The sequence below is a fragment of the Alteromonas sp. 5NW40-0090 genome (assembly GCF_057552975.1).
In genome coordinates, this window is record NZ_BAAJLT010000002.1 from 295,306 (window position 1) to 317,025 (window position 21,720).

The window sequence follows — 21,720 nt, forward strand, 5'->3', positions numbered from 1 at the left end:
TTAGGCCAGCTCTCGAAGCTGGCCTTTTCTATTATGCACTGCGTTAGGCGTTTCCATATCTAATGCTAAGTGCGGTCTCATTTCATTGTAAATATTAATTGATTCGGTAACGAGTATTTTCAACTCTTCGATGGTTTTACATCGGTAGAGTAAGAACTCTTGTTTGAGTATGCCATTGATTCTCTCTGCCAATGCGTTTTGGTAACAATCGTATCCATCTGTCATTGAAGGATGAATACCATATGCTGTTAATTCCTTCTGATAAATAGCTGAACAGTACTGCAGTCCCCTGTCAGAGTGGTGTACAGCGTTGCCTTTATACCGGTTATCTTTAACGGCCCATTTTTAGTGCTTTCACTACATTCTCAGCTTTCATGTCTGAACTTAAGTGATGGCCAACAATCTTCCGGGAACCAGAGTCGGTCACCAGCGATAGGTAATGCACGCCTTGGTCAGACTCAAGGTAAGTAATATCGCTAACAAGCACATGCTCTGCATTATGGAGCCCTTCTTCCTTAAGTAAATTTGGATGCTTTTTCATCCAATGTTTACTGAATGTAGTTTTGGTAAAGCTTTTCTTTGGCTTAACGAGTAGTCCCTCACTCCTTAAGTAAGTAAAAAAACCATCTCGACCTAGTTTAATGCTGTGCTCAATCAGTTTCGGTTTTATTAGTTTGTAGAGCTTGCGCGTCCCTATTTGTGGCATAAACTTACGCCAATAAAGTACCCACTCTTTAATCACCGATAGCTCTGTTCTTCTATGCTCCATACGAGAAACAGCCTGGTAAACCGACTGCCTGGATATTCCCACAACCCGGCATGCTGCCGCCAAACCTATTTCTTTTCTTGTTTTGGCTTGCCAAACGTACCGGATAAGTACTTTTTTCTGAGGCCCGCTCCATACTCGTTATCCATAATATCTACCATCCCATTGAGGATTTTATTACGGAGCTTTTCATCGGCTAATTCTCTCTCGAGGCGTTTTATTTTTTCGGCTGGTGTTTCTTTTGAACTAGGCATAAGTGGATGCTGAAATGGTTTTGACCAGTCAAGTCTACCATGCTTTCTCAGCCAAACTAGTACCGTCGACTTTCCTTGTATCCCGAAGTGAGCTTGTGCCTGCTTATAAGTGAATTCGCCTTTTTCTACACGCTCAACTACACCCAATTTAAAAGCTAAGGTGTAATCACGCTGTGTGCGCTTAGGTCTTTGATTACTTGAAGTTGTCATAAAGAAGTCCTCTTTATGTCAACGTATTTCAGGACGGGACATTGTTATAGAAAAAAGAGCTTAAGAAGTTAGCTTTTTAAGCTCAGCATGTTTTTTGCCTTTTTCCGTTATTTTTTGGGCTGCTTAAAAGCGATAGTTCAGTGACAAATACCACTCCCGCCCAGCACCAGGCACACGCTCACCTACTTCAACATCGGCATTCATGACTCGATTAATGCCCGCTGTGTGTGGGGCATATTGTTTGTCGAAAAGGTTATGAATAGTGGCCGTAACCTGAAGATTTGACTGTGCATTATCAAAAAGCGTTAAAAGCCCCGAGATATGAAATAAACCATAGCCTGCTGTGGGTGCCTCATTTTGCAGCGCGGAGATATGGTTTTGTGCACCTGCTAACTCTGATTTTAGCTGCATTTGAAGCGGCGCATCAAATACTTGCGTATTCCATTGAACGGTTGTTGTTAACTGTTCTGGCGCAATGCGGAACAAAGCATCATCAATGTCATCACGGTTACCATGCTGAATGGTTGCTACTGCTCGCACACTTAAGTTTTCACTAAGCTGACCTTGCACCGTCATATCCGCACCCTTAATCACAGCGTCGGTATTCGTCCACTGAAATGGCGCTGTACCAGCCATCATGGTAGACACCATGTTCGCCGCCATATTCGTGCTAGGTGAGCCGGTGATGTAATCTTCTATATCTTGATAGAAAAAGCGGGGCGCAATAGTCCAGTTTTGATAGGTGTAATCAATACCCATATCTAATTTGCGCGCGGTTTCATTGTCTAAATCAAGGTTACCTATGTAGTTAAAACCGTCAGCCATGCCGCCCGAGATGCCAAGTGGCAGCCAGGTGTAACGTCCGAAATAGGTAGGGGCGCGATTTTTCTGAGAAATGCCAAGCACGATATCAAGGGAGTCGCTTGCATGGTATCGGGTGGTAGCGGCTATATCCAGCATGTTGTAGTTTTTGTCACGCTCAACGGCGTTAAAATCACTGACCAACGTAGCAACTGCTGGGTTCATCATCACCATGTTAGAACCCGCTTCTCCAGCATCCATAGTAATAAGGGTGTATCGCGCACCGTAAGTAGATGAATAGGCTTCTGTATTTACTGTCCATTGGGCATAGATACTCGCGGTATCTCTTTGTATATTAGTAAAGTTATCTACAAAAAACATACTGTTATTGGGGTTAGTAATAACAGAGTTATTTCGGCTGTGGTGCAGATAAGCGCCCAATTCAAGCTCGCCACTATTTAACGGCGCAACGTACTTGGCATCCATGCCTTGAGCGATAGCGTCAGCGTTATTCTCTCTTGCCATGTCAGCAGACATTACCATGCGCTGAGAAAAGTTATCCATGGCGTGTTGGTTACTGTTACCAAACCAATTTATAGCAAAATACTCGGCTTCGCCGGCGTTATAGCGATAACCGAGTCGGTACCATGCTGCATCGATAAAACCTATATCCATGGCTAATGCAGGTGTGCCGCTTTCATCGGTATTTAGCTGTTGATAGCTTACGTTTACTTGGTGTTTTCCCCATTCGTAGCCAAGTCTAAATTTGCCGCCATTCCTTTGGTAGTGGCTATTAGGAATAACGGTGTTATCGCCCGATTCTCGCTTATCACGTTGCTGATGCATGTACGTGCCGCTAATAAAGGCTTGGTCCGTTTTGAAAAGCACATTGCCCTGGTATTGCTGTCCGTTACCTAGGCCAATTAAGCTGGCATTTACACTGCCAGTAATACCGCTTCCCAAAGCAAAAAGGGATGCTGCATCTGCGTTAATACGCAGCTTGCCGCCTAGCGTTTGTACTCCAGCACTCACCGGTACAATACCGCGATACAAAGTGGCAGTAAGCCCTGGCTCTGGCAGGACGTGGGATAATGGCGAGTCCATGGAATTAGGCCCCGCGCCAGCGATGTCGACACCGTCGATGGATACGCTCACTCTATCGCCAAACAGTCCTCGGTATTGAATAAGGCCTGTAACCGGGCCGTTTCGGGAAATGGATACGCCCGGCAATTGCGCTAACTGATCGCCAAAGTCAGCGTCTAAGTTGGTAGCGGCTGTCACCGCTTCTCGCTCTATTTCTACTGTATTATCATTAAGCGAAGAGCCCATCACAGTAATCACTTCTGTTGAAGCGCTGTCAATAAACTCAGATGTGTTTGCCAAAACGTGTGCAGATGTACAGGCAGCTGTAACAGCGAACGCCAGTAAAGAATACTTCATAACAATTCCATTAAATAAACGAACTATATGCACGGTTAAACCATGCGCGTTGAGCGTGTTTTTAGGTTTTGTTATGCAATTGGTGGAGCGCGGCCTAGCGGGGCGGCAAAGGCAAACGATGTATAGGGCGCTGCCGCAAGACGAGATACTAAGGCGCGATAGCGCACAAGGGATAGCACCGCCGTTGAATCTACCGGCACATTGTCAATGTGCGGAAGGTCTGCCAGCGTACCGTTGGTACAATCTACGTGCTCAACAGGTGCTTTAAGTAGCTCTGGGCTTATAAATACAAATTCACCTTCAAGCGCTGTTGCACTTACCGATATATAGCGCATGGTTTTGCCAGTACAGATAAGTTCAATATCGTCGCCCACGAACCCGCGGGCGTGCTGCATAGTATGCGAAGCAAGCCCTAGTGCTAATGCATTTTGCAAAAGCATACAAAGGCAGAGTGTTAAGGCTGTCAGGCGTTTAATCGACATTGTTTATCTTTTTACGTTGCGCTTTTTTATCATAGCGTGCGTTGGATGGATATTTCCATATTTTAATTAAGTTCTTTAATACCGGCCTTTTTAAGCTTTCGGTAAAGCGTGCGGGTACTTACGCCTAATGCGTCTGCAAGGCTATTTATATCGCCTTTAAAGGAGCTCGCTACCTGAGCAAGATACGTATCTTCTACCTCGTCAAGAGTCATAATACTCTTACCACGCTTGCTGCTCGTCCAGATTTTTTGCTTTCTTGCATAGGGCACTGCTCGCCGCATTGATCACAGGGCTTGCTGTTGCGATGAGATACTTGATAGCAAGTGCTATAACCGAGCTTGATGTCGACAGGGTAAGTATCTCTATAAGGCGCATTGACCGCCTCAATAATGTAGTTTTGATTGATGAAAATAGCGGGCTTGTCTATTGCATCTATCATTGCTTGTACAATTGATATGTTCATTGTCAGCGTATTGGTTAATGCTACTTTTATCTCGCCAACTTAATATATTGGCATAGAGCTTGTTGATTGTTTTAGTTGAATGACAATGCCTGATTGCCAATACGTCCGTCAATAGGAGAGTTACACAATGAGAAAACGCATCTTTTTAATTGCGTTGGGGTTAGCAGTAAGCGCTGGGTGCCCTCTCGCGAATGCACAAAACAATGAGCTAGTTGACAGCGAAGTACAAACAAAAGTGAAGCAGGCGAGAGTTCACGCAAAAGCCCTTGGTGGAGCGCTTAAATCTAGACTAAAACAGGCAATTCAGTCTGGCGGTTTGGAAGCGGGTGTACAAGAGTGTCAGTTGGCCGCCGAGCCTATCGCCGAAAGTTTTACCCAAAATGGATGGGAAGTCGGGCGCACTGCGCTAAAAGTGAGAAACCCGAATAACGCGCCAGACGAGTGGGAGCGCGAGCAGCTAGCGCTTTTCGCCTCTCTATTGGCAAAGGCTAAGCTAGAGGGTAAACAGCCACCTACGCCTATGGATACCTATAAATATGACAGTGACATTGGCGAATTCCGGTACATGATGGCTATTCAACAAGGTCAAGTTTGCATGACGTGCCACGGTGGCCAAGTTGCACTTTCAGTAAAGGACGAAATTTTAAAATATTACCCCAAAGATGAGGCCTCAGGGTTTGAACTTGGTGAATTGCGCGGCGCGTTCACACTGACCTATTCTCTGCAGTAATTTAAGTTAATTTTGTATCAGCTGAAGCAAAAGCTCTCCTCTCAACCTATTAAACAACGCTACGGCGCCCCTCTTCTTTGTGCTTGTGTCAATTTTGTCATTAAAAGTGACAAAATTGGCGCAGTGAACATATTAGATCCTTGCGATGGATCAAAGTGCGCAACTTTTCGCCATGGAATAATTGTCCTGCACAGTACGAATAGACTGTCATTCATCGATTGTTAGTTCAGATTAACGAGCATAGTGATGTATGGCACAAACCATGCTCTAGCTGTGATGAATGTTCATGTGACTACCACTGAATAACCAATAAATTTATTTAAGGTCAAGCGCTTATCGCGCAAAAGAGACAAGGGAGATAACCCATGAGCGATACGTTAATAGAACTATCGCGGTGGCAATTTGCATTAACTGCGATGTTCCACTTTATTTTTGTACCCTTAACACTAGGGCTTAGTTTTCTACTTGCCATTATGGAATCCGTTTACGTAATGACAGGTAAAGAGATATACAAGCAAATGACCCAGTTTTGGGGAAAGCTGTTTGGGATTAATTTTGCCATCGGGGTAGCTACGGGCTTAACCATGGAGTTTCAGTTCGGCATGAACTGGTCTTATTATTCTCACTATGTAGGTGATATCTTTGGAGCACCGCTGGCCATTGAGGGATTGATGGCGTTCTTCTTAGAATCTACGTTTGTAGGTTTGTTTTTCTTTGGCTGGGACAAAATGTCGAAGGTTAAACACCTTATGGCAACTTGGCTGGTGGCCATTGGTTCAAACTTCTCAGCGCTTTGGATCCTAATCGCTAATGGCTGGATGCAGTACCCGGTAGGCGCTGAATTTAACTTTGAAGCCATGCGTATGGAAATGACTAGTTTCGCTGAAGTCATTTTTAATCCGGTTGCACAGGTCAAGTTTGTTCATACGGTATCTGCAGGTTACGTGACCGGTGCTATGTTTGTGTTGGCCATTTCAAGCTATTACCTACTTAAACATAAGCATATTGCTTTTGCTCGCCGTTCTTTCGCCATTGCTGCAAGTTTTGGCTTGGCTTCAAGCCTCTCAGTTATTGTGTTGGGTGATGAAAGTGGTTATGAACTTGGTGACGTACAAAAAGTGAAGTTGGCTGCTGTAGAAGCAGAGTACGAAACCCACCCCGCGCCGGCTCCTTTTACTGTTTTCGGTATACCGAACGATGAAAAAGAAGAAACCGAGTATGCACTTCAGATTCCGTGGGCAATGGGCATTATTGCTACACGCTCGTTAACTGAAGAAGTAAAAGGTATAAAAGATTTAAAAGAAGAAAACCGCGAGCGTATCTTAAGCGGCATTAAAGCGTACGAAGTGCTTGATGATGTTAGAAACGGCACTGCGACCGCTGAGCAACGCGCTGCTTTTGAAGCGAACAAAGACAGTCTTGGGTACGCTATGTTGTTAGAGCCTTATACCGATAATGTTTCTAACCCTTCAGAAAATGCCATTCAACAAGCCGTTGACTACAGCATTCCTCCGGTAGCGCCGCTATTTTGGAGCTTCCGAATCATGGTTGCTGCAGGCTTTATCATGCTGGCGCTTTTCTTATGTGCTTTTTACTACAGCACAAAACACAAAATCACTCAGCCTCGCTGGCTGCTAAAAGGCGCTCTCTATGGATTGCCACTTCCTTGGATTGCGTGTGAAGCAGGCTGGTTCGTCGCTGAATATGGTCGTCAGCCATGGTCTATTGCAGAAGTATTGCCGGTCCATACCTCTGTGTCTAATTTGGCGATTAGCGACGTGGTAACCACCATCGTGGCCTATACCGTCTTCTACACAATAATGTTCATCATCGGCTTTTATTTGATGAAAAAATTCGCGAAAAAAGGTCCGGTGCCTCCAGAAGACACCAAAATTGAGGCCGAACTTGATCTTATTGACCTTGATGAGCAAGGAGCAAAAGCATGATTGATTATGAACTGTTACGTGTCATTTGGTGGTGCTTAGTTGGCGTTCTGCTAATTGGTTTTGCAGTGACAGACGGCTTCGATTTAGGTGTGGGTGCCTTGCTTACACTTATCGGTAAAAACGATAAAGAGCGACGCGTGATGATTAACACTGTTGGGCCTCACTGGGATGGTAATCAGGTGTGGTTTATTACAGCAGGTGGTGCAATCTTTGCTGCATGGCCGATGATTTATGCTACGGCGTTTTCCGGCTTTTATCTTGCTTTAGCGTTGACGCTAATCGCCTTATGGATGCGTCCGATTGGCTTCGATTACCGCAGTAAATTGCCTAACCCACAGTGGCGCAAAGCTTGGGACTGGGCCTTATTTGCTGGTGGTATCATTCCTTCGCTCATCTTCGGTGTTGCGTTCGGTAACCTGCTGTTAGGGGTGCCTTTCGAATTAGATAATACTCTGAAATCTACTTATACAGGGTCGTTCTTCGGGCTGCTAACACCTTTTGCCTTAGTGAGTGGGTTACTGTCGGTGGCTATTTTACTTAACCATGGCGCAACTTGGTTACAAATGAAAACTGATGGCTTTATTGAAGTTCGCGCACGAGCTGTGTCTGTAATATTGAGTCTGGTAGGCGTTGCATTGTTTGTCATTGCAGGTTTTTGGGTAGCATTTGGTTTAGATGGCTTTGTAATTACCTCTGCGGTAGACACCATTGCTACATCGAACCCGCTTAAGAAAGAGGTAGCTATTGAAGCGGGCGCTTGGATGAGCAATTACAGCAAATATCCTTTCATGGTGATAGCCCCTGTATTAGGTGTAGTAGCTGGTCTTGCCTGCGCGTTCTTCTCTAAGAAAGGCAACCCGGGTATGGCGTTCGTATCAAGTGCGCTGTTTATTACAGGCGTAATTTTAACTGCGGGTTGTTCAATGTTTCCGTTCTTAATGCCAAGCATCACTATGCCTGAGGCCAGCCTTACAGTATGGGACGCTACGTCGAGTCATATGACACTAAACGTTATGTTCATCGTTGCCTGCATCTTTGTGCCTATTGTACTGAGCTACACTGCCTATAGTTTTTACGTGATGCGTGGTCGTATCAAAAATGATGACCTCGACCAATCTCACACTATTTATTAAGGAGATATTTATGTGGTATTTCGCGTGGATATTGGGAGTTTTATTGGCGTGCTCTTTCGGCATTATCAACGCCATGTGGTTAGAGTCAACGGAGAACATGGATAGACCCGAAGAACAAGAATAGAAGTGGAGGTAGGCTGGCCAGAGAACACGCCGTTAACCTATCCATGAGGGACCTTCAGCAGCCTCTGCTGCTGAAGGTTTGAAAACGGGTGAACACTGCGCTATCAGGATTATTGAAAGGTGAGGGAAAGTGTTCTTGTAGCCAACTCTCCACCACTTCGAAGAAACGAAGCAACATAAAAAGATAGAAACAAACAGTGACTAATGAAAAGGTTCCCAACAGGCAAACACTTACTAAGTGGTGTAAGGAAATGGATAGCGCGCTATCGCTTGGCTTGCGCCGTTCGCTTATATCACAGGTAGCGGTTAAGTGTTTGTCGCTTTTTTCTTTAATTATTGGCTTTTATTATTTTTCTAATATTGCCCAAGACTGGGTGATGAATAAAACATCCACTACCCGTAGCGATATTGTAGGGCTTTCTTGCAGCTTAGCATTCTGCTGGTTATTTCAAGGCGCGTTTAACGCCTTTTCTAGTATGGGTAAAGCGAAGGCCTTTGATCAACTTGAAGTGTGTTTGAAACAGGTGTTTGTAGCCCGTCAGTATGCGCTTATTCGCCAGCACTCAGTGTATTACTGGCAAACCCTTTGGCTGCAGCATATGCAGGCTTTTACCGATTGGGCGCTAGAATATCGAGTGCAGCAATTGATAGCGGTGATAGTGCCATTGCTGGCTTTAGTCGTTATTTTCTTTATAAACCCCGTAATCGGGTTTGGTCTACTTCTTACACTACCTGTTGTGCCACTTTTTATGATCATCGTAGGCAAAGGGGCGGCCGCACTGCATCGCAAGCACTTTATTGCGCTTGAACGATTGGGTAGCTTGTTTACCGATCGCTTGACTGCACTGCCTATGCTAGCCAGCTTTCAAGCGCATCAAAAACAAACTGATTTGTTAAAGCAAGCCAGTGATAATTTAAATACGCGAACTATGAAAGTGGTGAGTGTGGCGTTTCTATCTAACAGCGTGTTGGACTTTTTCGCCACGCTAGCCGTGGCCTTAGTGGCGGTATTTATCGGTTTTTCATTGCTGGGCGAATTAGATATTGGCCCAGCAATAACACTACAGCAAGGTTTGTGGGTGTTGCTTACCGTACCCTTACTGTTAAGTGAAATGAAAAAATTGGGTCAGATCTATCATCAAAAAGCACAAGCAGAAGCCGCGCAAGACGAACTTTCTCCTTTGTTTTCTGTTCCCATTCAAGCTCAAATTAAAATGTTTTCAGACACAAAAGAAGATAGCCACTCTAAGCGTATAAATACAGTACGCGAATCTTTGCTTGCAGCCTCTCACTTTAACGTTTTTGAGATGAACGCGTCGCTATTTACGTCGTTATCATCCTCTACAAACCAACTGCCTGCATTACTTAGCTCAGATAGCCTTTATGTTTTCAAAGGCGATAGAATTTTACTCAGCGGTGCTTCGGGGACTGGTAAAACGCTGTTGTTAGAGGCGCTAGGTGGACAGCGCCCTGCATCTCACAAGTTTAGCGAGTCGGTTGTGTGGATTACGCAGCACCCAGTGGTTACCCCAGGTTCGGTACGAGAAAACCTATGCCTTGATGACAGCTATACGGATGAAGCGCTTAACGAGGTGCTTCACGCCGTAGAATTGGGGCCGTGGCTAGCCCAATTACCCTATGGATTAGACACGTTAATGACAGACTACCCATTACTTTCTGGGGGCGAAGCGCAGCGTTTATCTTTAGCAAGGGCTTTGTTGCGAGACGCAGACATATGGTTATTGGATGAACCAACGGCGCATTTACCTGATCCCCAACATCACAGGTTAGCTCAGCTTATCAATCGCCTAGGTGAAAACAGGGCCTTGATTTGGGCTTCACACAAGGCACTGCCTGCCAATTGGTTCACACACTTTTGGACTATAAAAGATGGTGAAGTGAAAACAGTATCAATAGCTAGCCAAAACAAAGAGCAGGCATCGACAAATGAATCGTACTAAACCCGCCTATTTAACTGTATTGCTCGCCTTAGCTCATGGTGTAGCAGGCGTCAGTATCTTGGTTATTTCTTCTTGGTTTATTGCTGTCAGCGCAATTGCGCCTGTGGGCTTTAATTATGTTATTCCTGCTGTTGTTATCCGCGCACTAGCGCTACTTCGCATTGCATCAGGCTACGCCAGTATGTGGGTTGGCCACAACGATTTACTCGCTCGAATAGCTAATATTAGATTAGGCGTATTTAGCCAGCTAGAAAACAGCCAGATTAATGAAAAAGCCTTAACGACGGAAGCACTAGCTCATCATACCGAAGAGCTGGCTAGTCGTTGGATAGCGTGGGTAGCGCCGCTGTCTAGCGCTATATTTATTTTCACGAGTCTTTGTTTTATAGCCACGTGGTTTGGCTTTCCTGGGTCAGGATTGCTTATTGCCCTGTTTGCGGCATGGTCGTTAGTCGCGGCACTACAAGGGCTAGGGGCGCTTCGTATCGCTGAGCGCGCGACGTGCGCGAACGCCGAGTTTAGACAAGCGTCAAACAACTTTTTAAATAGTAGTGCAATCTGGCATTTAAGCAGGGGGCTTGAAGGTCATCGCGAAGACAACGTTAATTGGGAGCACAATAGCCATAGCGCTTCTAATGCCAGTACGCTAGATGATAAAGAGAAAGAAACATCAAACATAATCGGAAAAAACGTTAGTGCTAAAGCAGTATGGCAAGAAAAGATCGCACAAAAAAATACAGCTAATCGTGCCGCGTGGTGGTTTCAGGGTATAGCGTTTTTGCTGGTTGTGCTAATAATGTCTGGAGCTTTATCTATCGCACAGACGTTGCTTTTTGCACCCATCGCTATCGTAGTGCCTATGGTATTGCTTGCGGCGCCCGATTGGGCAGGAAACGCTTTTTCAAGCATATCTAAGTTTGCACAATACAAGCAAAGCGTAAAAGCGCTTCGGCAAATGAAAACAACACCCGTCAAGATGCTTTGCGAAAGAGAGGTAAATACCGCGATAACCTTAACGGATTTTTCGATAAAAGGCCGTCGTACGAATAAGGTGAGTACCAGCATGCCAGCCAAAGGTGTGGTTTGTGTGTCGGGTGCCTCTGGTTGTGGTAAATCATCTTTGCTTCAGGGGCTCGCTGGGCTACTTCCTGCTAACGGAAAACGAGAGATTGATGGTGTGAACATGCCCCCTGGTTTAGTCTCAAACTGGCGCTATGTTGAGCAAGAGCCCATCATATTATCGGGCACGCTTGCTTTGAATTTAGATCCTGCTGGACAGGAAACACCCCACAATCAAATGACGGCGCTTTTGCAAGAGCTAGGTTTGGATAAGGGCTTATTATTGACTACCTGGGTAGGCAAAGCAGGACGACCACTGTCTGGTGGTGAAAGAAAGCGCGTAGCGCTAGCTCGTGCTATTTTAGCTAAACCACGAGTGTTGCTTGTGGATGAGCCGTTTGAAGGCTTAGACGTTCATACACAACAACGTGTGTGTGACGTGTTAAACCGCTATGCTACCGATAAGCTAGTGATAATTGCTTCACACGTCACACCTCAAGCCCTTGTGGTGCATAAAAACGTACAGTTAGACGAACCTAGCATGGTTACCGTCAACGGCGAGCATCGCGCTACTTTGTAGCGAACTGCTCGAAGTCTTTTGTAATGTCTTCCAGGCTTCTTCCTTTGGTTTCAGGGAAGAGCTTGGCGACCAGTATCAAGCTTACTAAAGCAAAGCCGCCGTATATGGCAAAAGTGGCGGCAGCCCCTAAATTGGCAAGCTCCCATGGGAAGACCATTTGAACCAAGAAGCTTGTGAGTGAATTCACCATACCCACCAGAGAAATAGCAAGTGCCCGAGTTTGGTTAGGAAATATCTCGGCCAGCATGGCCCACATAACAGGGCCCAAAGACATAGCGAACGAAGCAACAAAGGCAATGATGCCAAAAAGCACTAACGGCGCATTCATAGTAATACTGCTAGTAAGTAGCGGTTGCTGATAGGTGTCGTATTCACTGTTTGTTAGCACGGCTTTAAGCGCACGCTTAAAGCTCACATCTGAATAATAGGTTTCATCGGTAAACGGAGTTAGCTTGGCGGCGACTGATGGATTCTTTTGGGAAAGCTCTGTAATCTCAGTTTGCTGCACTTGATAGGTTGCTTGCTTAAATCCATAAGTGCAGATAGCCATACTGATCACTACGCCAGCAAGGCCTATTAACAATAAAGGCTTTCTGCCCCACTTATCAATGGTGAGCATGGCGACTATGGTGAACGCTACATTTACCAGACCAATCAATACCGCTTGCATAAAAGCTGCATTGGTACCCACACCACTTTGTTCAAAAATAGTAGGAGCATAGAAAAAGATAACGTTGATGCCAGTAATTTGCTGCGCAATAGCGATAATAACGCCCACCATCAAAGGGAAACGCATGGCTTTTGTTTTTAGAAAGCCAAGTCGCTCGACCAGTGACCAGGATTTTTCTTTCAAAGATGACGAAATATCCTCAACCAGCGCTTTTGCTTGTTCATGGTCAAATAAGCGGTTTATTACATGCTCTGCCTCTTGCTGACGGCCCTTTAACACCAGCCAACGGGGGCTGCGAGGAATAGTAAAAAGTAAGCTAAACCAAATAAGTGCTGGGATAATTTCCAGGCCCAACATAAAGCGCCACAAATGTATATCTAAGCCAATGTCGATCACCCAACCTGCACCGCTGTTACTCAGCTGCAACAGGTAATAGTTGGTGAAATAGGATAGGGCGAAGCCAAACACAATGTTGAGTTGGTTAACCGACACCATCTTTCCTCTATTGCGTGGTGCACTAATTTCGGAAATGTACAGTGGGGCGATAATTAATGAACAGAATGCAATGCCGCCGATAAACCGAGAGAGCACCAGCAGTTCGAAGTTGGGGGCGAGGGCAGAGCCAACAGACGAAAGTAAATATAAGAATGCCACAAGTATAAGCGCTTTTCGCCTGCCTATAGCGTCACTGATACCGCCAGCAAATAGCATAGCGACGAGTGCTCCAAGGGTAGGTGAACTGACAACAAACCCCTGCTGCCAGTCGTTTAAACCAAATTCAGCGTCTATAAAGCCATTGGCTCCCGCTATTACACTGGCGTCGAAACCGAAAATAAAGCCTCCAAGCGAGACAATTAGGGTGTAATACAGAGATGGAGACAGGGCTTTATTCATTTTATAGGTTGCCTAATGTATCCCTATTTATCACTTCAGGAACAAACAGATGCTCAATTGGGATAGGGCTCTTTATGTTATAAACATGTTGAAGCACCCAATAAGCCGCCATTTCTCCCATAGCGTGGATAGGGTTATTTATTGTGGTAAGTTTAGGGTAAAGATAACGTGAAAATAACACGTTATCGAAACCAACAATGGAAAGCTGTTCAGGGATATCAAAGCCAGCTTCTCTTGCTGCTGTCATTGCACCTGAGGCCATTTCGTCGTTGGCGCAAACTAGCGCAGTAAAATTGGGATAGTGTTTTTGAAGGTGGAGCATACCGTCTTGGCCTGCTGATTCGTGAAAATCTCCTTCAAACATACTGATTTCTTCAAACCTAATCCCGGCCTCTTCAAGTGCGCGCTTGTGGCCTGAAAGCCGATCACTGGCATCTTTTTTAAACAGTGGGCCGCTGATATAACCAATATGCTTGTGGCCAGCATTAATTGCTGCCTGTGTGGCCAGATAGCCGCCTTGTTCGTTGTCCACAACAAAGCAGTTGTCATTTAATTCATCTACCATGCGGTTAATGACAACAACGGGAATGTTACCGTCGACGAGTTTTTTTAGATATTCATCAGACACTGCTTCAGCGTGCAAAATGAGAGCGTCACAGCGACGACTTTTTAAAAACTCTATAGCCTCGTGTTCACGTTTTTCATCGACGTGTCCGGCGGTAATAATAACGTGTTTGCCGTTTTGCTTTAGTACCTGCTCTACGGTGCTCATCAAGTCGCCAAAGTAGGAGCCATGCAACTCTGATACGAGTAAACCTACACTGTTCGTCCGGTTTGACGCCAGAGACTGGGCAATAGCATTGGGTTGATACCCCAAGGATGCCATCGCGTCTTCTACTTTCTTGCGCGTGCGTTCACTCACCCGAGCGTTACCATTCATAACACGAGACACGGTAGCTAGTGAAACACCCGCAGCTTCTGAGACTTGATAAATTGTTGCCATACAGTTCGGTACTTATTCTTATTTGATACCGCTAATGTACCCATTTACACGGCTCTTAACCAGTTTTGAGTAGGCTAAAGCACTTTGTTTCAACGTACGTTTTTGCGTCTCATAGTCTACATACACAATGCCAAAGCGCTTTGAATAGCCCAGCGCCCATTCAAAGTTATCCATCAGGCTCCAGGCAAAATATCCGCGTATATCCACGCCTTGCTTCATCGCTTCATCAACTGCATTAAGGTGGGTATGGAAATAGGCAGTTCGATCGTCATCTTTTACTTCGCCATCAATTAGTTCATCTTTCATAGCCGCACCGTTTTCAGTGATGTAGATAGGCGGCAGCGCGTAGCGCTGATTAAGATCAACTAATAATTCTGTAAATGCATCTGGCGTGATTTCCCAACCCATAGCCGTAAGTTCGGTGGTAGCAGGAGGCACAACTTCAAACCAACCTGCTCCGTCGCTTTTATACAGTGTGCGAGTGTAAAAGTTGATGCCCAGGTAATCGATAGGTTGTGAAATAAGGTCCATGTCACCATCTAGGATTTCAGGCCTTACGCCTGCGTCTAGCCGTTCGATTACGTCAGGATACTTACCATCTATGATTGGCTGTAAATACCATTGATTATGATATTCATCGGCAAGTTTTGCGGCTTCAAGATCGTTACTGTCACTGCCTATCGTGTGGCAGTTGCTAAAGTTAAGCACAATCCCATTTTTGCTGTTTGGGCACAGACGCTTAAGTACTTTTAAGGCTAGGCCGTGAGCAAGTAGTAGGTGATGGGCTGCCCGACGCCCGTTAGCTATGCCGGTCTTGCCAGGCGCGTGTATCCCTTCTTCGTAACCTAAGTAAGCAGAGCAGAAGGGTTCATTCAACGTGGCGTATGAATAAACTTTTTCGCCTAATGTACTTGCGACAGCTTCGGCATATTTTTCAAATTCAAAGGCAGTGTCGCGGTTAAGCCAGCCTCCGTTGTCCTCTAAATGTTGAGGAAGGTCCCAGTGATATAGCGTTACGAACACTTTCATACCACGTTCAACAACCTCATTCACTAGGTCGACATAAAACTGCATGCCCATTTCGTTAACGGTGCCATCCTGATTCATAACGCGGGGCCAAGAAATAGATAGGCGGTAGGCATCTACACCTAAACTTTCGATGAGTGCTACATCTTGCTTCCATAACGCAACATGATCGCAAGCAATATCGCCGTTTGTTGCATCCGAGATCGTTCCGTCTTCTTCACAGAAGGTGTCCCAAATGCAGTCTAACCTTCCCTTCCTATCACCTTCTATTTGAAAACTTGACGTCGCTACACCAAACAGAAAGTCTTTAGACAGCATCATAGAGTTTGAGGGAAGGTTTATGTCTTTCATTGGAGAAATGTCCCAGCAATAACAATTTCGTCATATTTACTTCGCCAATTGCGACGCAAATAACATCATATTTACATTGAATTCGATAACGCTTCATGTAATTATCTACCTCAATGTAAGCGCTTACAAATTTCGTTTGCTCGAAGTGTAAGCGCTTTCAAATGTAAATTTATCATTAATTCGAAAAATAGCAACAGAGGTTACTTGTGGACACACCAGTGCAGCCGAACATTTCATCCGCCCAAGAGCAAGGGGCAAACGGTAACTACCGCTTTGCGCTAATCTCACTTACCACGTTGTTTTTCATGTGGGGTTTTATTACATGTTTGAACGACATTCTTATTCCCTACCTGAAAGGAGCTTTTAACCTCAGCTTTACGCAAGCAATGTTGATTCAATTTTGTTTCTTTAGCGCATACTTTATTGTATCGCTTCCTGCCGGGATGGTTGTGTCGCGTATCGGCTATCAAAAAGGCATTGTGCTTGGCTTAGCTATAGCTTGCGTGGGGTGTTTGCTATTCTTCCCTGCTGCCTCAAGTCAAGTTTATGGTGTTTTCCTATTAGCGCTCTTTGTGTTGGCTTCGGGCATTACCATACTCCAGGTGTCTGCCAACCCTTATGTCACCGCACTTGGTGATCCTAAAACGGCCTCTTCGCGACTTACCATGACTCAAGCGTTTAATGCATTTGGTACTACAGTGGCGCCTTTCTTCGGCTCTTATCTTATCTACGGTGCCACAGGCGAACACGGTGGCGGCACGCCAAGTCCGTCAGATGTGCAGGTTCCTTATCTAATATTAGCGGCTTCGCTACTGCTTTTGGCTCTTGTATTCATGTACTTGAAGTTACCTAAGCTTAATCACACAGGCGCAAATGCAGGTGTATTTAAAGGTGGCGCATGGCATCACAAGCACCTTGTGTTAGGTGCGGTGGGTATATTCATGTACGTAGGTGCTGAAGTTGCCATTGGTAGTATGCTGGTTAACTATTTAGCTAGCCCAGCGGTGGGTGGCCTAACTGAAGCTAGTGCAGCAAAACTGCTGGCGTACTACTGGGGTGGTGCCATGGTAGGGCGCTTTATCGGTGCTGTAGTCATGCAAAAAATCTCAGGTGGTTTTGTATTGGCTTTCAATGCTTGTATGGCGATTGGTCTTATTTTGCTATCGCTTTCAACTACGGGGGATCTTGCCCTGTGGAGCATTTTAGGCGTAGGTTTATTTAACTCAATTATGTTCCCTACCATTTTTAGTCTTGCATTACAGCAATTAGGTAAGGACACACCTCAAGGTTCAGGCATTTTATGCTTAGCTATTGTGGGTGGTGCTATTGTTCCACTCTTTCAAGGTATGCTGGCCGACTTTATTGGGGTGACGCTTTCATTCCTATTACCCGCTTCGTGCTATCTTTACATCGCTTATTATGGCCTTGTAGGAAGTCGCGTATCTAAATTTCAAACCACTGAAAAGTAACGAGGATTAATAATGCGAAAAAGTCTAATCGCGAAGGTTGTTGCAGGTGCACTGGTCAGTGTCTTAGTTAGCGCTTGTGCATCCGATGAAGACGCGTCTTCAGTTAACAGTGCCGTAGAAAAATCGAATAAAGCCAGTGAGATATGGCCTAAGCTAGATATCGAAGTAAAGTCTGACCCAGCGGTAGAAAAAAAGGTTGAAGATATATTATCTACCATGACGCTTGAGCAGAAAATTGCGCAGATGATTCAGCCAGAAATTCGCAACATCACTGTTGAAGATATGCGCAAGTATGGGTTTGGCTCTTACCTTAACGGTGGTGGCGCATTTCCGAACAACGACAAGCACGCAACCCCTGAAGATTGGGTGGAGCTTGCAGAAAAGCTTTATCAAGCTTCCGTCGACGACAGCCTAGATGGTTCGACAATTCCGACAATGTGGGGTACTGATGCTGTCCACGGGCATAACAATGTTATTGGTGCGACTTTATTCCCGCATAACATAGGTTTAGGTGCGGCGAATAATCCTAAGTTAGTGGAAAAAATTGCTCATATCACAGCGAAAGAAGTGATGGCGACGGGCATTGATTGGGTATTTGCGCCAACGGTGGCTGTTGTACGTGACGACCGTTGGGGTAGAACCTATGAAAGCTACTCTGAAGATCCAGTGATTGTTAGAGAATATGCAGCATCTGTGGTTAAAGGTCTTCAGGGCGCAGCGAACAAAGACTTTTTAAGTGACCAGCGCGTAATTAGTACTGTAAAACACTTTGTCGGTGACGGCGGTACTGTAGGTGGAGACGACCAAGGTGACAACCTAGCTAGCGAGCAAGACCTGTTCGATATTCATGCTCAAGGTTATGTTGGTGGATTGACCGCTGGGGCACAGTCTGTCATGGCGTCGTTCAACAGCTGGAATGGCGACAAACTTCACGGTCATAAGTATCTATTAAATGATGTACTTAAAGAACAAATGGGCTTTGACGGCTTCGTAGTAGGCGATTGGAACGGCCATGGGCAAGTTAAAGGTTGTAATAATGAAGACTGCGCCCAAGCTATCAACGCGGGTCTAGATATCTTTATGGTACCTAACGATTGGAAGGTACTTTATGACAACACCCTTGCTCAAGTAAAAGACGGCACTATCCCTATGACTCGTATCGATGATGCGGTGCGCCGAATTCTTCGCGTGAAAGCAAGAGCGGGTATCTTTGATAAGCCTAGCCCAGCAAATCGACCACTTTCAGGTGACCGTTCATTAATTGGCAAAGCAGAACACCGTGAAGTAGCAGCGCAAGCGGTACGTGAGTCACTTGTGCTGTTGAAAAATACTGACAAAATTCTCCCTCTTTCTGCAAATAAAAACATATTAGTGGCTGGTGATGGTGCCGACAATATTGGTAAGCAGTCTGGCGGCTGGAGTATTACATGGCAAGGCACGAATAATACCAATGACGACTTTCCAGGCGGAAGCTCTATATACGACGGTATCAAAGAGCATGTAGAAAGTGCAGGTGGTAACGTTGAGCTTTCTGTTGAGGGCGATTTTGAAGCTAAGCCTGATGTAGCCATTGTGGTATTCGGTGAAGAGCCGTATGCAGAAGGCCATGGCGATAGAGATACGCTAATCTACCAAAACGGCAGTAAGAAAGATTTAGCACTACTTGAAAAGCTGAAGTCACAAGGTATCCCAGTGGTATCTATATTTATCAGCGGTCGTCCAATGTGGGTAAATGCTGAGCTTAATGCGTCCGACGCCTTTGTGGCCGCTTGGTTGCCGGGCTCTGAAGGTGCTGCGGTAGCCGACGTGCTGTTTGGCGAGCAAGACTTTAAAGGTAAGCTTTCTTTCTCTTGGCCGTCAAAACCTCAGCAAATCGTGAACAAGGGCGATGAGACCTACGAACCATTGCTACCCTATGGATTTGGGTTAACCTTTGATGCCGAAAACGTGTTAAGCGATTCGCTAAACACTGAGATTAAAGTAAGCACGGATAACAACAAGGCAATGGAAATTCTAAACGGTGCCGTGCAGTCACCGTGGGTACTATGGCTGTATTCAGGTGATGAATCGCTACCTGTGAACGCAAGCACTCATACCGTTGGCGCGCTGACCTACCGTACTGTAGATAAAGTAGTGCAAGAAGATGCACGGAAAGTTACCTTTGATGGTTCTGAATTTGCGGCGATGCGCTTTGCGAGCAAAAGCTTTTTCCGCGAAGACTTAAGTGCACAGTTACTCACTGAAGGGGCGCTAAGCTTTAACGTTAGCCGTCACTCAGATATTAATGGGGCTGTTACCGTAGGCATGAACTGTGAGGGCGAAGGTGATGCAGCCGGCAGCTGTTCAACACAGATTGATATTAGCGAGCAGCTTAAAGCAATGCCTACTGATACGTGGACACACGTGAGCATTGACCTGCAGTGCTTTGTTGATGAGGGCATTGACTTCACAGGCCTTGTCGTACCGTTTGAGTTAGGCAGCTCAGGTAAGGCAAGTTTGAGCGTAGCAGATATTCAGTTTGCGCCAAGTGCTTCAGAATCAGCGAGTATAAGCTGCCAAGAGTAAGTTAAAGCTCTATCGCTAGATTTTAAACAACGTCGCTGGGGCAAAAGCCTTGGCGACGTTTTTGTTTGTAAAAAGCTCAACCCCCACTCATATGCGTCACCGATCTTTTCCCCATGTCATCCCGTAGCAATGTTTATTAAACCTTCAAATCAGTAGCTGGATTAAAGCTGATTCAAGCAAGGTGTTTTGCTAAGTCCTCGTTCACTTCACATGTTTATTTACAGGGTAGTAATATGACAAATGAAAAAACGCCAACACCTCATCTTTATCTTGCTTTGACGCCAGTTATCTTAACCCTCTTAATATTGGGTATGCAGATCTTCTACTTCGGCGTGTTTGAACCTCATATACCGCTTGCTATTGGCATAGCATTGACCGGCTTTGTGGGAACTTATCTTGGTCTTACATGGGAAGAAGTACGGGCAGGTATTTTTAAGGTCATCCACGTGGCTTTGCCGTCGGTAAGTGTTCTTATTGTAGTTGGAATGATTATAGGTATTTGGATAGCCAGCGGTACTGTACCTACCATTATTTACTATGGGTTAAAGACCCTTTCTCCTCAAATCTTTCTGGCTGCCGGTATGGTTATCTGTGCAATCGTTTCCGTTTCGTTAGGTACAAGTTGGGGGAGCGTAGGCACCGTTGGTTTAGCATTAATGGGCATTGGCGAGGGCTTCGATATACCCATGTACTGGACAGCGGGAGCTGTGGTTTCTGGTGCTTTCTTTGGTGATAAAGTTTCACCACTGTCAGATACCACCAACCTTGCCCCAGCCGTTACGGGTACGGATGTGTTTTCACATATAAAAAATATGATGGCAACAACAATCCCCGCCATGGTAATAGCATTTCTAATCTATCTAGGTGTAGGCTTCTTTGTCATCGATGCCCAGAGCGTTTCGTTTGCCAAAATTGCGGGTATCACTACAGCGCTAGAAGATAATTTCACCATATCTGGCTGGGCACTATTGCCTGCGCTGATTGTTATGGGGTTGGCGCTTAAGAAAATTCCGCCACTTCCTGCATTATTTGCTGGTGCCGTAGTAGGAGGTGTATTTGCCATGTTTATGCAGGGGCAAAGCCTGCAGGCCATATTCGACTATGCAAATAACGGCTACTCCATTAATACCAATATCATTGAAATAGATAGTCTGCTCAATCGCGGTGGTGTTCAGTCTATGATGTGGACCATCTCCTTGGTGCTTATTGCCCTCGGTTTCGGTGGAGCGTTAGAAACTACGGGCTGCTTACGAAGCATCATTAACGCAATTAAAAGCAAAGCGAAGACCTTTGCCGGTACACAGGTTGCGGCAGTTGGCACTGCCTTTTCTACTAACTTAGTGGCAGGCGACCCATATCTATCGGTTGCTTTACCTGGCAGGATGTATTCTCCTGTTTATCGTGGCATGGGCTACTCCACCCTTAATCTGTCACGCGGTATCGAAGAGGGAGGAACGCTAATGTCTCCGCTTATACCTTGGAATGCTGGAGGCGCGTTTGTGATATCTGGTCTTGGTATTTCTGGCGCTAACTTGCAAAACTTGCTGTATATCCCTCTTGCTTTTGCCTGCTGGACGGCTCCTCTAATAGGGATATTCTACGCCTATGTTGGCTGGTTCTCGCCAAAAGCCACAGACGCCGAACGTGAACACTGGAAGGCGTCCGGCGCGGCAATTGCGAAGTTTAATAAAGATGGCACACCCATGACTGATTAATCGAAGCTTAGTCATTGTTTTGTGAGCTACTTGTATCGATGACATCAATGATGATCAAAAAAAGGGCCTTAAAAAAGGC

16 protein-coding genes and 1 pseudogene are annotated in these 21,720 nt (G+C 45.4%); 9 read left to right on the top strand and 8 right to left on the bottom strand.

The genetic code is table 11. From position 1 onward, the window contains the following. From AC27KT_RS03430 to AC27KT_RS03450, 5 genes and pseudogenes are all read right to left on the bottom strand, one after another. Positions 1 to 1,230, bottom strand: a pseudogene (locus tag AC27KT_RS03430) (IS3 family transposase). A 123-nt stretch (positions 1,231 to 1,353) separates the two neighbouring features. Beyond that, on the bottom strand, positions 1,354 to 3,471 hold the full coding sequence (locus tag AC27KT_RS03435; RefSeq protein ID WP_487127396.1) for a TonB-dependent receptor: 2,118 nt from the start codon (positions 3,469 to 3,471) through the stop codon (positions 1,354 to 1,356). A gap of 71 nt (positions 3,472 to 3,542) precedes the next feature. Further along, complete coding sequence (locus AC27KT_RS03440) at positions 3,543 to 3,953, bottom strand: hypothetical protein (protein ID WP_487127398.1); 411 nt, start codon at positions 3,951 to 3,953, stop codon at positions 3,543 to 3,545. 62 nt (positions 3,954 to 4,015) lie between these two features. After that, positions 4,016 to 4,165: a helix-turn-helix domain-containing protein gene (locus AC27KT_RS03445; protein ID WP_487127400.1), complete on the bottom strand. Its 150-nt coding sequence runs from the start codon at positions 4,163 to 4,165 to the stop codon at positions 4,016 to 4,018. Further along, positions 4,162 to 4,416, bottom strand: coding sequence for a hypothetical protein (locus AC27KT_RS03450; RefSeq protein ID WP_487127402.1), 255 nt, complete (start codon positions 4,414 to 4,416; stop codon positions 4,162 to 4,164). Before AC27KT_RS03450 ends, AC27KT_RS03445 begins: the two co-directional genes overlap by 4 nt. 127 nt (positions 4,417 to 4,543) lie before the next feature. Here AC27KT_RS03450 and AC27KT_RS03455 point away from each other — a divergent pair, with 127 nt between their 5' ends. From AC27KT_RS03455 to AC27KT_RS03480, 6 genes are all read left to right on the top strand, one after another. After that, entirely contained in the window at positions 4,544 to 5,146 is a 603-nt protein-coding gene (locus AC27KT_RS03455; RefSeq protein ID WP_487127404.1) for a Tll0287-like domain-containing protein, read from the top strand. Between the two features lie 365 nt (positions 5,147 to 5,511). Then, the gene (locus AC27KT_RS03460) at positions 5,512 to 7,092 is read left to right on the top strand and encodes a cytochrome ubiquinol oxidase subunit I (RefSeq protein WP_487127406.1); all 1,581 of its coding nucleotides are present in this window, start codon (positions 5,512 to 5,514) and stop codon (positions 7,090 to 7,092) included. Further along, entirely contained in the window at positions 7,089 to 8,225 is a 1,137-nt protein-coding gene (cydB, locus tag AC27KT_RS03465; RefSeq protein ID WP_487127408.1) for a cytochrome d ubiquinol oxidase subunit II, read from the top strand. Before AC27KT_RS03460 ends, cydB begins: the two co-directional genes overlap by 4 nt. A gap of 10 nt (positions 8,226 to 8,235) precedes the next feature. After that, positions 8,236 to 8,349: a cytochrome bd-I oxidase subunit CydX gene (cydX, locus tag AC27KT_RS03470; protein ID WP_061486754.1), complete on the top strand. Its 114-nt coding sequence runs from the start codon at positions 8,236 to 8,238 to the stop codon at positions 8,347 to 8,349. A 250-nt stretch (positions 8,350 to 8,599) separates the two neighbouring features. After that, a complete protein-coding gene (locus AC27KT_RS03475; protein WP_487127595.1) occupies positions 8,600 to 10,309 on the top strand; it encodes an ABC transporter transmembrane domain-containing protein in 1,710 nt (569 codons plus the stop codon). Beyond that, the gene (locus tag AC27KT_RS03480) at positions 10,296 to 11,948 is read left to right on the top strand and encodes an ATP-binding cassette domain-containing protein (RefSeq protein ID WP_487127410.1); all 1,653 of its coding nucleotides are present in this window, start codon (positions 10,296 to 10,298) and stop codon (positions 11,946 to 11,948) included. The genes AC27KT_RS03475 and AC27KT_RS03480 overlap by 14 nt, the downstream gene beginning before the upstream one ends. Here the strand turns inward: AC27KT_RS03480 and AC27KT_RS03485 are convergent. Genes AC27KT_RS03485 through AC27KT_RS03495 form a run of 3 tightly spaced genes read right to left on the bottom strand, consistent with a single transcriptional unit; the run spans position 11,938 to position 15,892 of the window. Then, the gene (locus AC27KT_RS03485; RefSeq protein ID WP_487127412.1) at positions 11,938 to 13,512 is read right to left on the bottom strand and encodes a sugar porter family MFS transporter; all 1,575 of its coding nucleotides are present in this window, start codon (positions 13,510 to 13,512) and stop codon (positions 11,938 to 11,940) included. The two genes, AC27KT_RS03480 and AC27KT_RS03485, sit on opposite strands and share 11 nt — an antisense overlap. A gap of 1 nt (position 13,513) precedes the next feature. Beyond that, positions 13,514 to 14,515: a LacI family DNA-binding transcriptional regulator gene (locus AC27KT_RS03490; protein ID WP_487127414.1), complete on the bottom strand. Its 1,002-nt coding sequence runs from the start codon at positions 14,513 to 14,515 to the stop codon at positions 13,514 to 13,516. Positions 14,516 to 14,533: 18 nt separating this feature from the next. Then, positions 14,534 to 15,892 (bottom strand): GH1 family beta-glucosidase, encoded by a 1,359-nt coding sequence (locus tag AC27KT_RS03495; RefSeq protein WP_487127416.1) that lies wholly within the window; start codon positions 15,890 to 15,892, stop codon positions 14,534 to 14,536. A 206-nt stretch (positions 15,893 to 16,098) separates the two neighbouring features. Between AC27KT_RS03495 and AC27KT_RS03500 the strand changes: the two genes are divergently transcribed. The 3 genes from AC27KT_RS03500 to nhaC all read left to right on the top strand — a co-directional run bounded on the left by AC27KT_RS03500 (position 16,099) and on the right by nhaC (position 21,641). Continuing rightward, positions 16,099 to 17,361 carry a sugar MFS transporter gene (locus AC27KT_RS03500; protein ID WP_487127418.1) on the top strand — a complete coding sequence of 421 codons (1,263 nt, stop codon included), beginning with the start codon at positions 16,099 to 16,101 and terminating at the stop codon, positions 17,359 to 17,361. Positions 17,362 to 17,373: 12 nt separating this feature from the next. Continuing rightward, positions 17,374 to 19,926 (top strand): glycoside hydrolase family 3 protein, encoded by a 2,553-nt coding sequence (locus tag AC27KT_RS03505; protein WP_487127420.1) that lies wholly within the window; start codon positions 17,374 to 17,376, stop codon positions 19,924 to 19,926. A 233-nt stretch (positions 19,927 to 20,159) separates the two neighbouring features. Further along, complete coding sequence (nhaC, locus tag AC27KT_RS03510; protein WP_487127422.1) at positions 20,160 to 21,641, top strand: Na+/H+ antiporter NhaC; 1,482 nt, start codon at positions 20,160 to 20,162, stop codon at positions 21,639 to 21,641. Positions 21,642 to 21,720 lie beyond the last annotated feature (79 nt).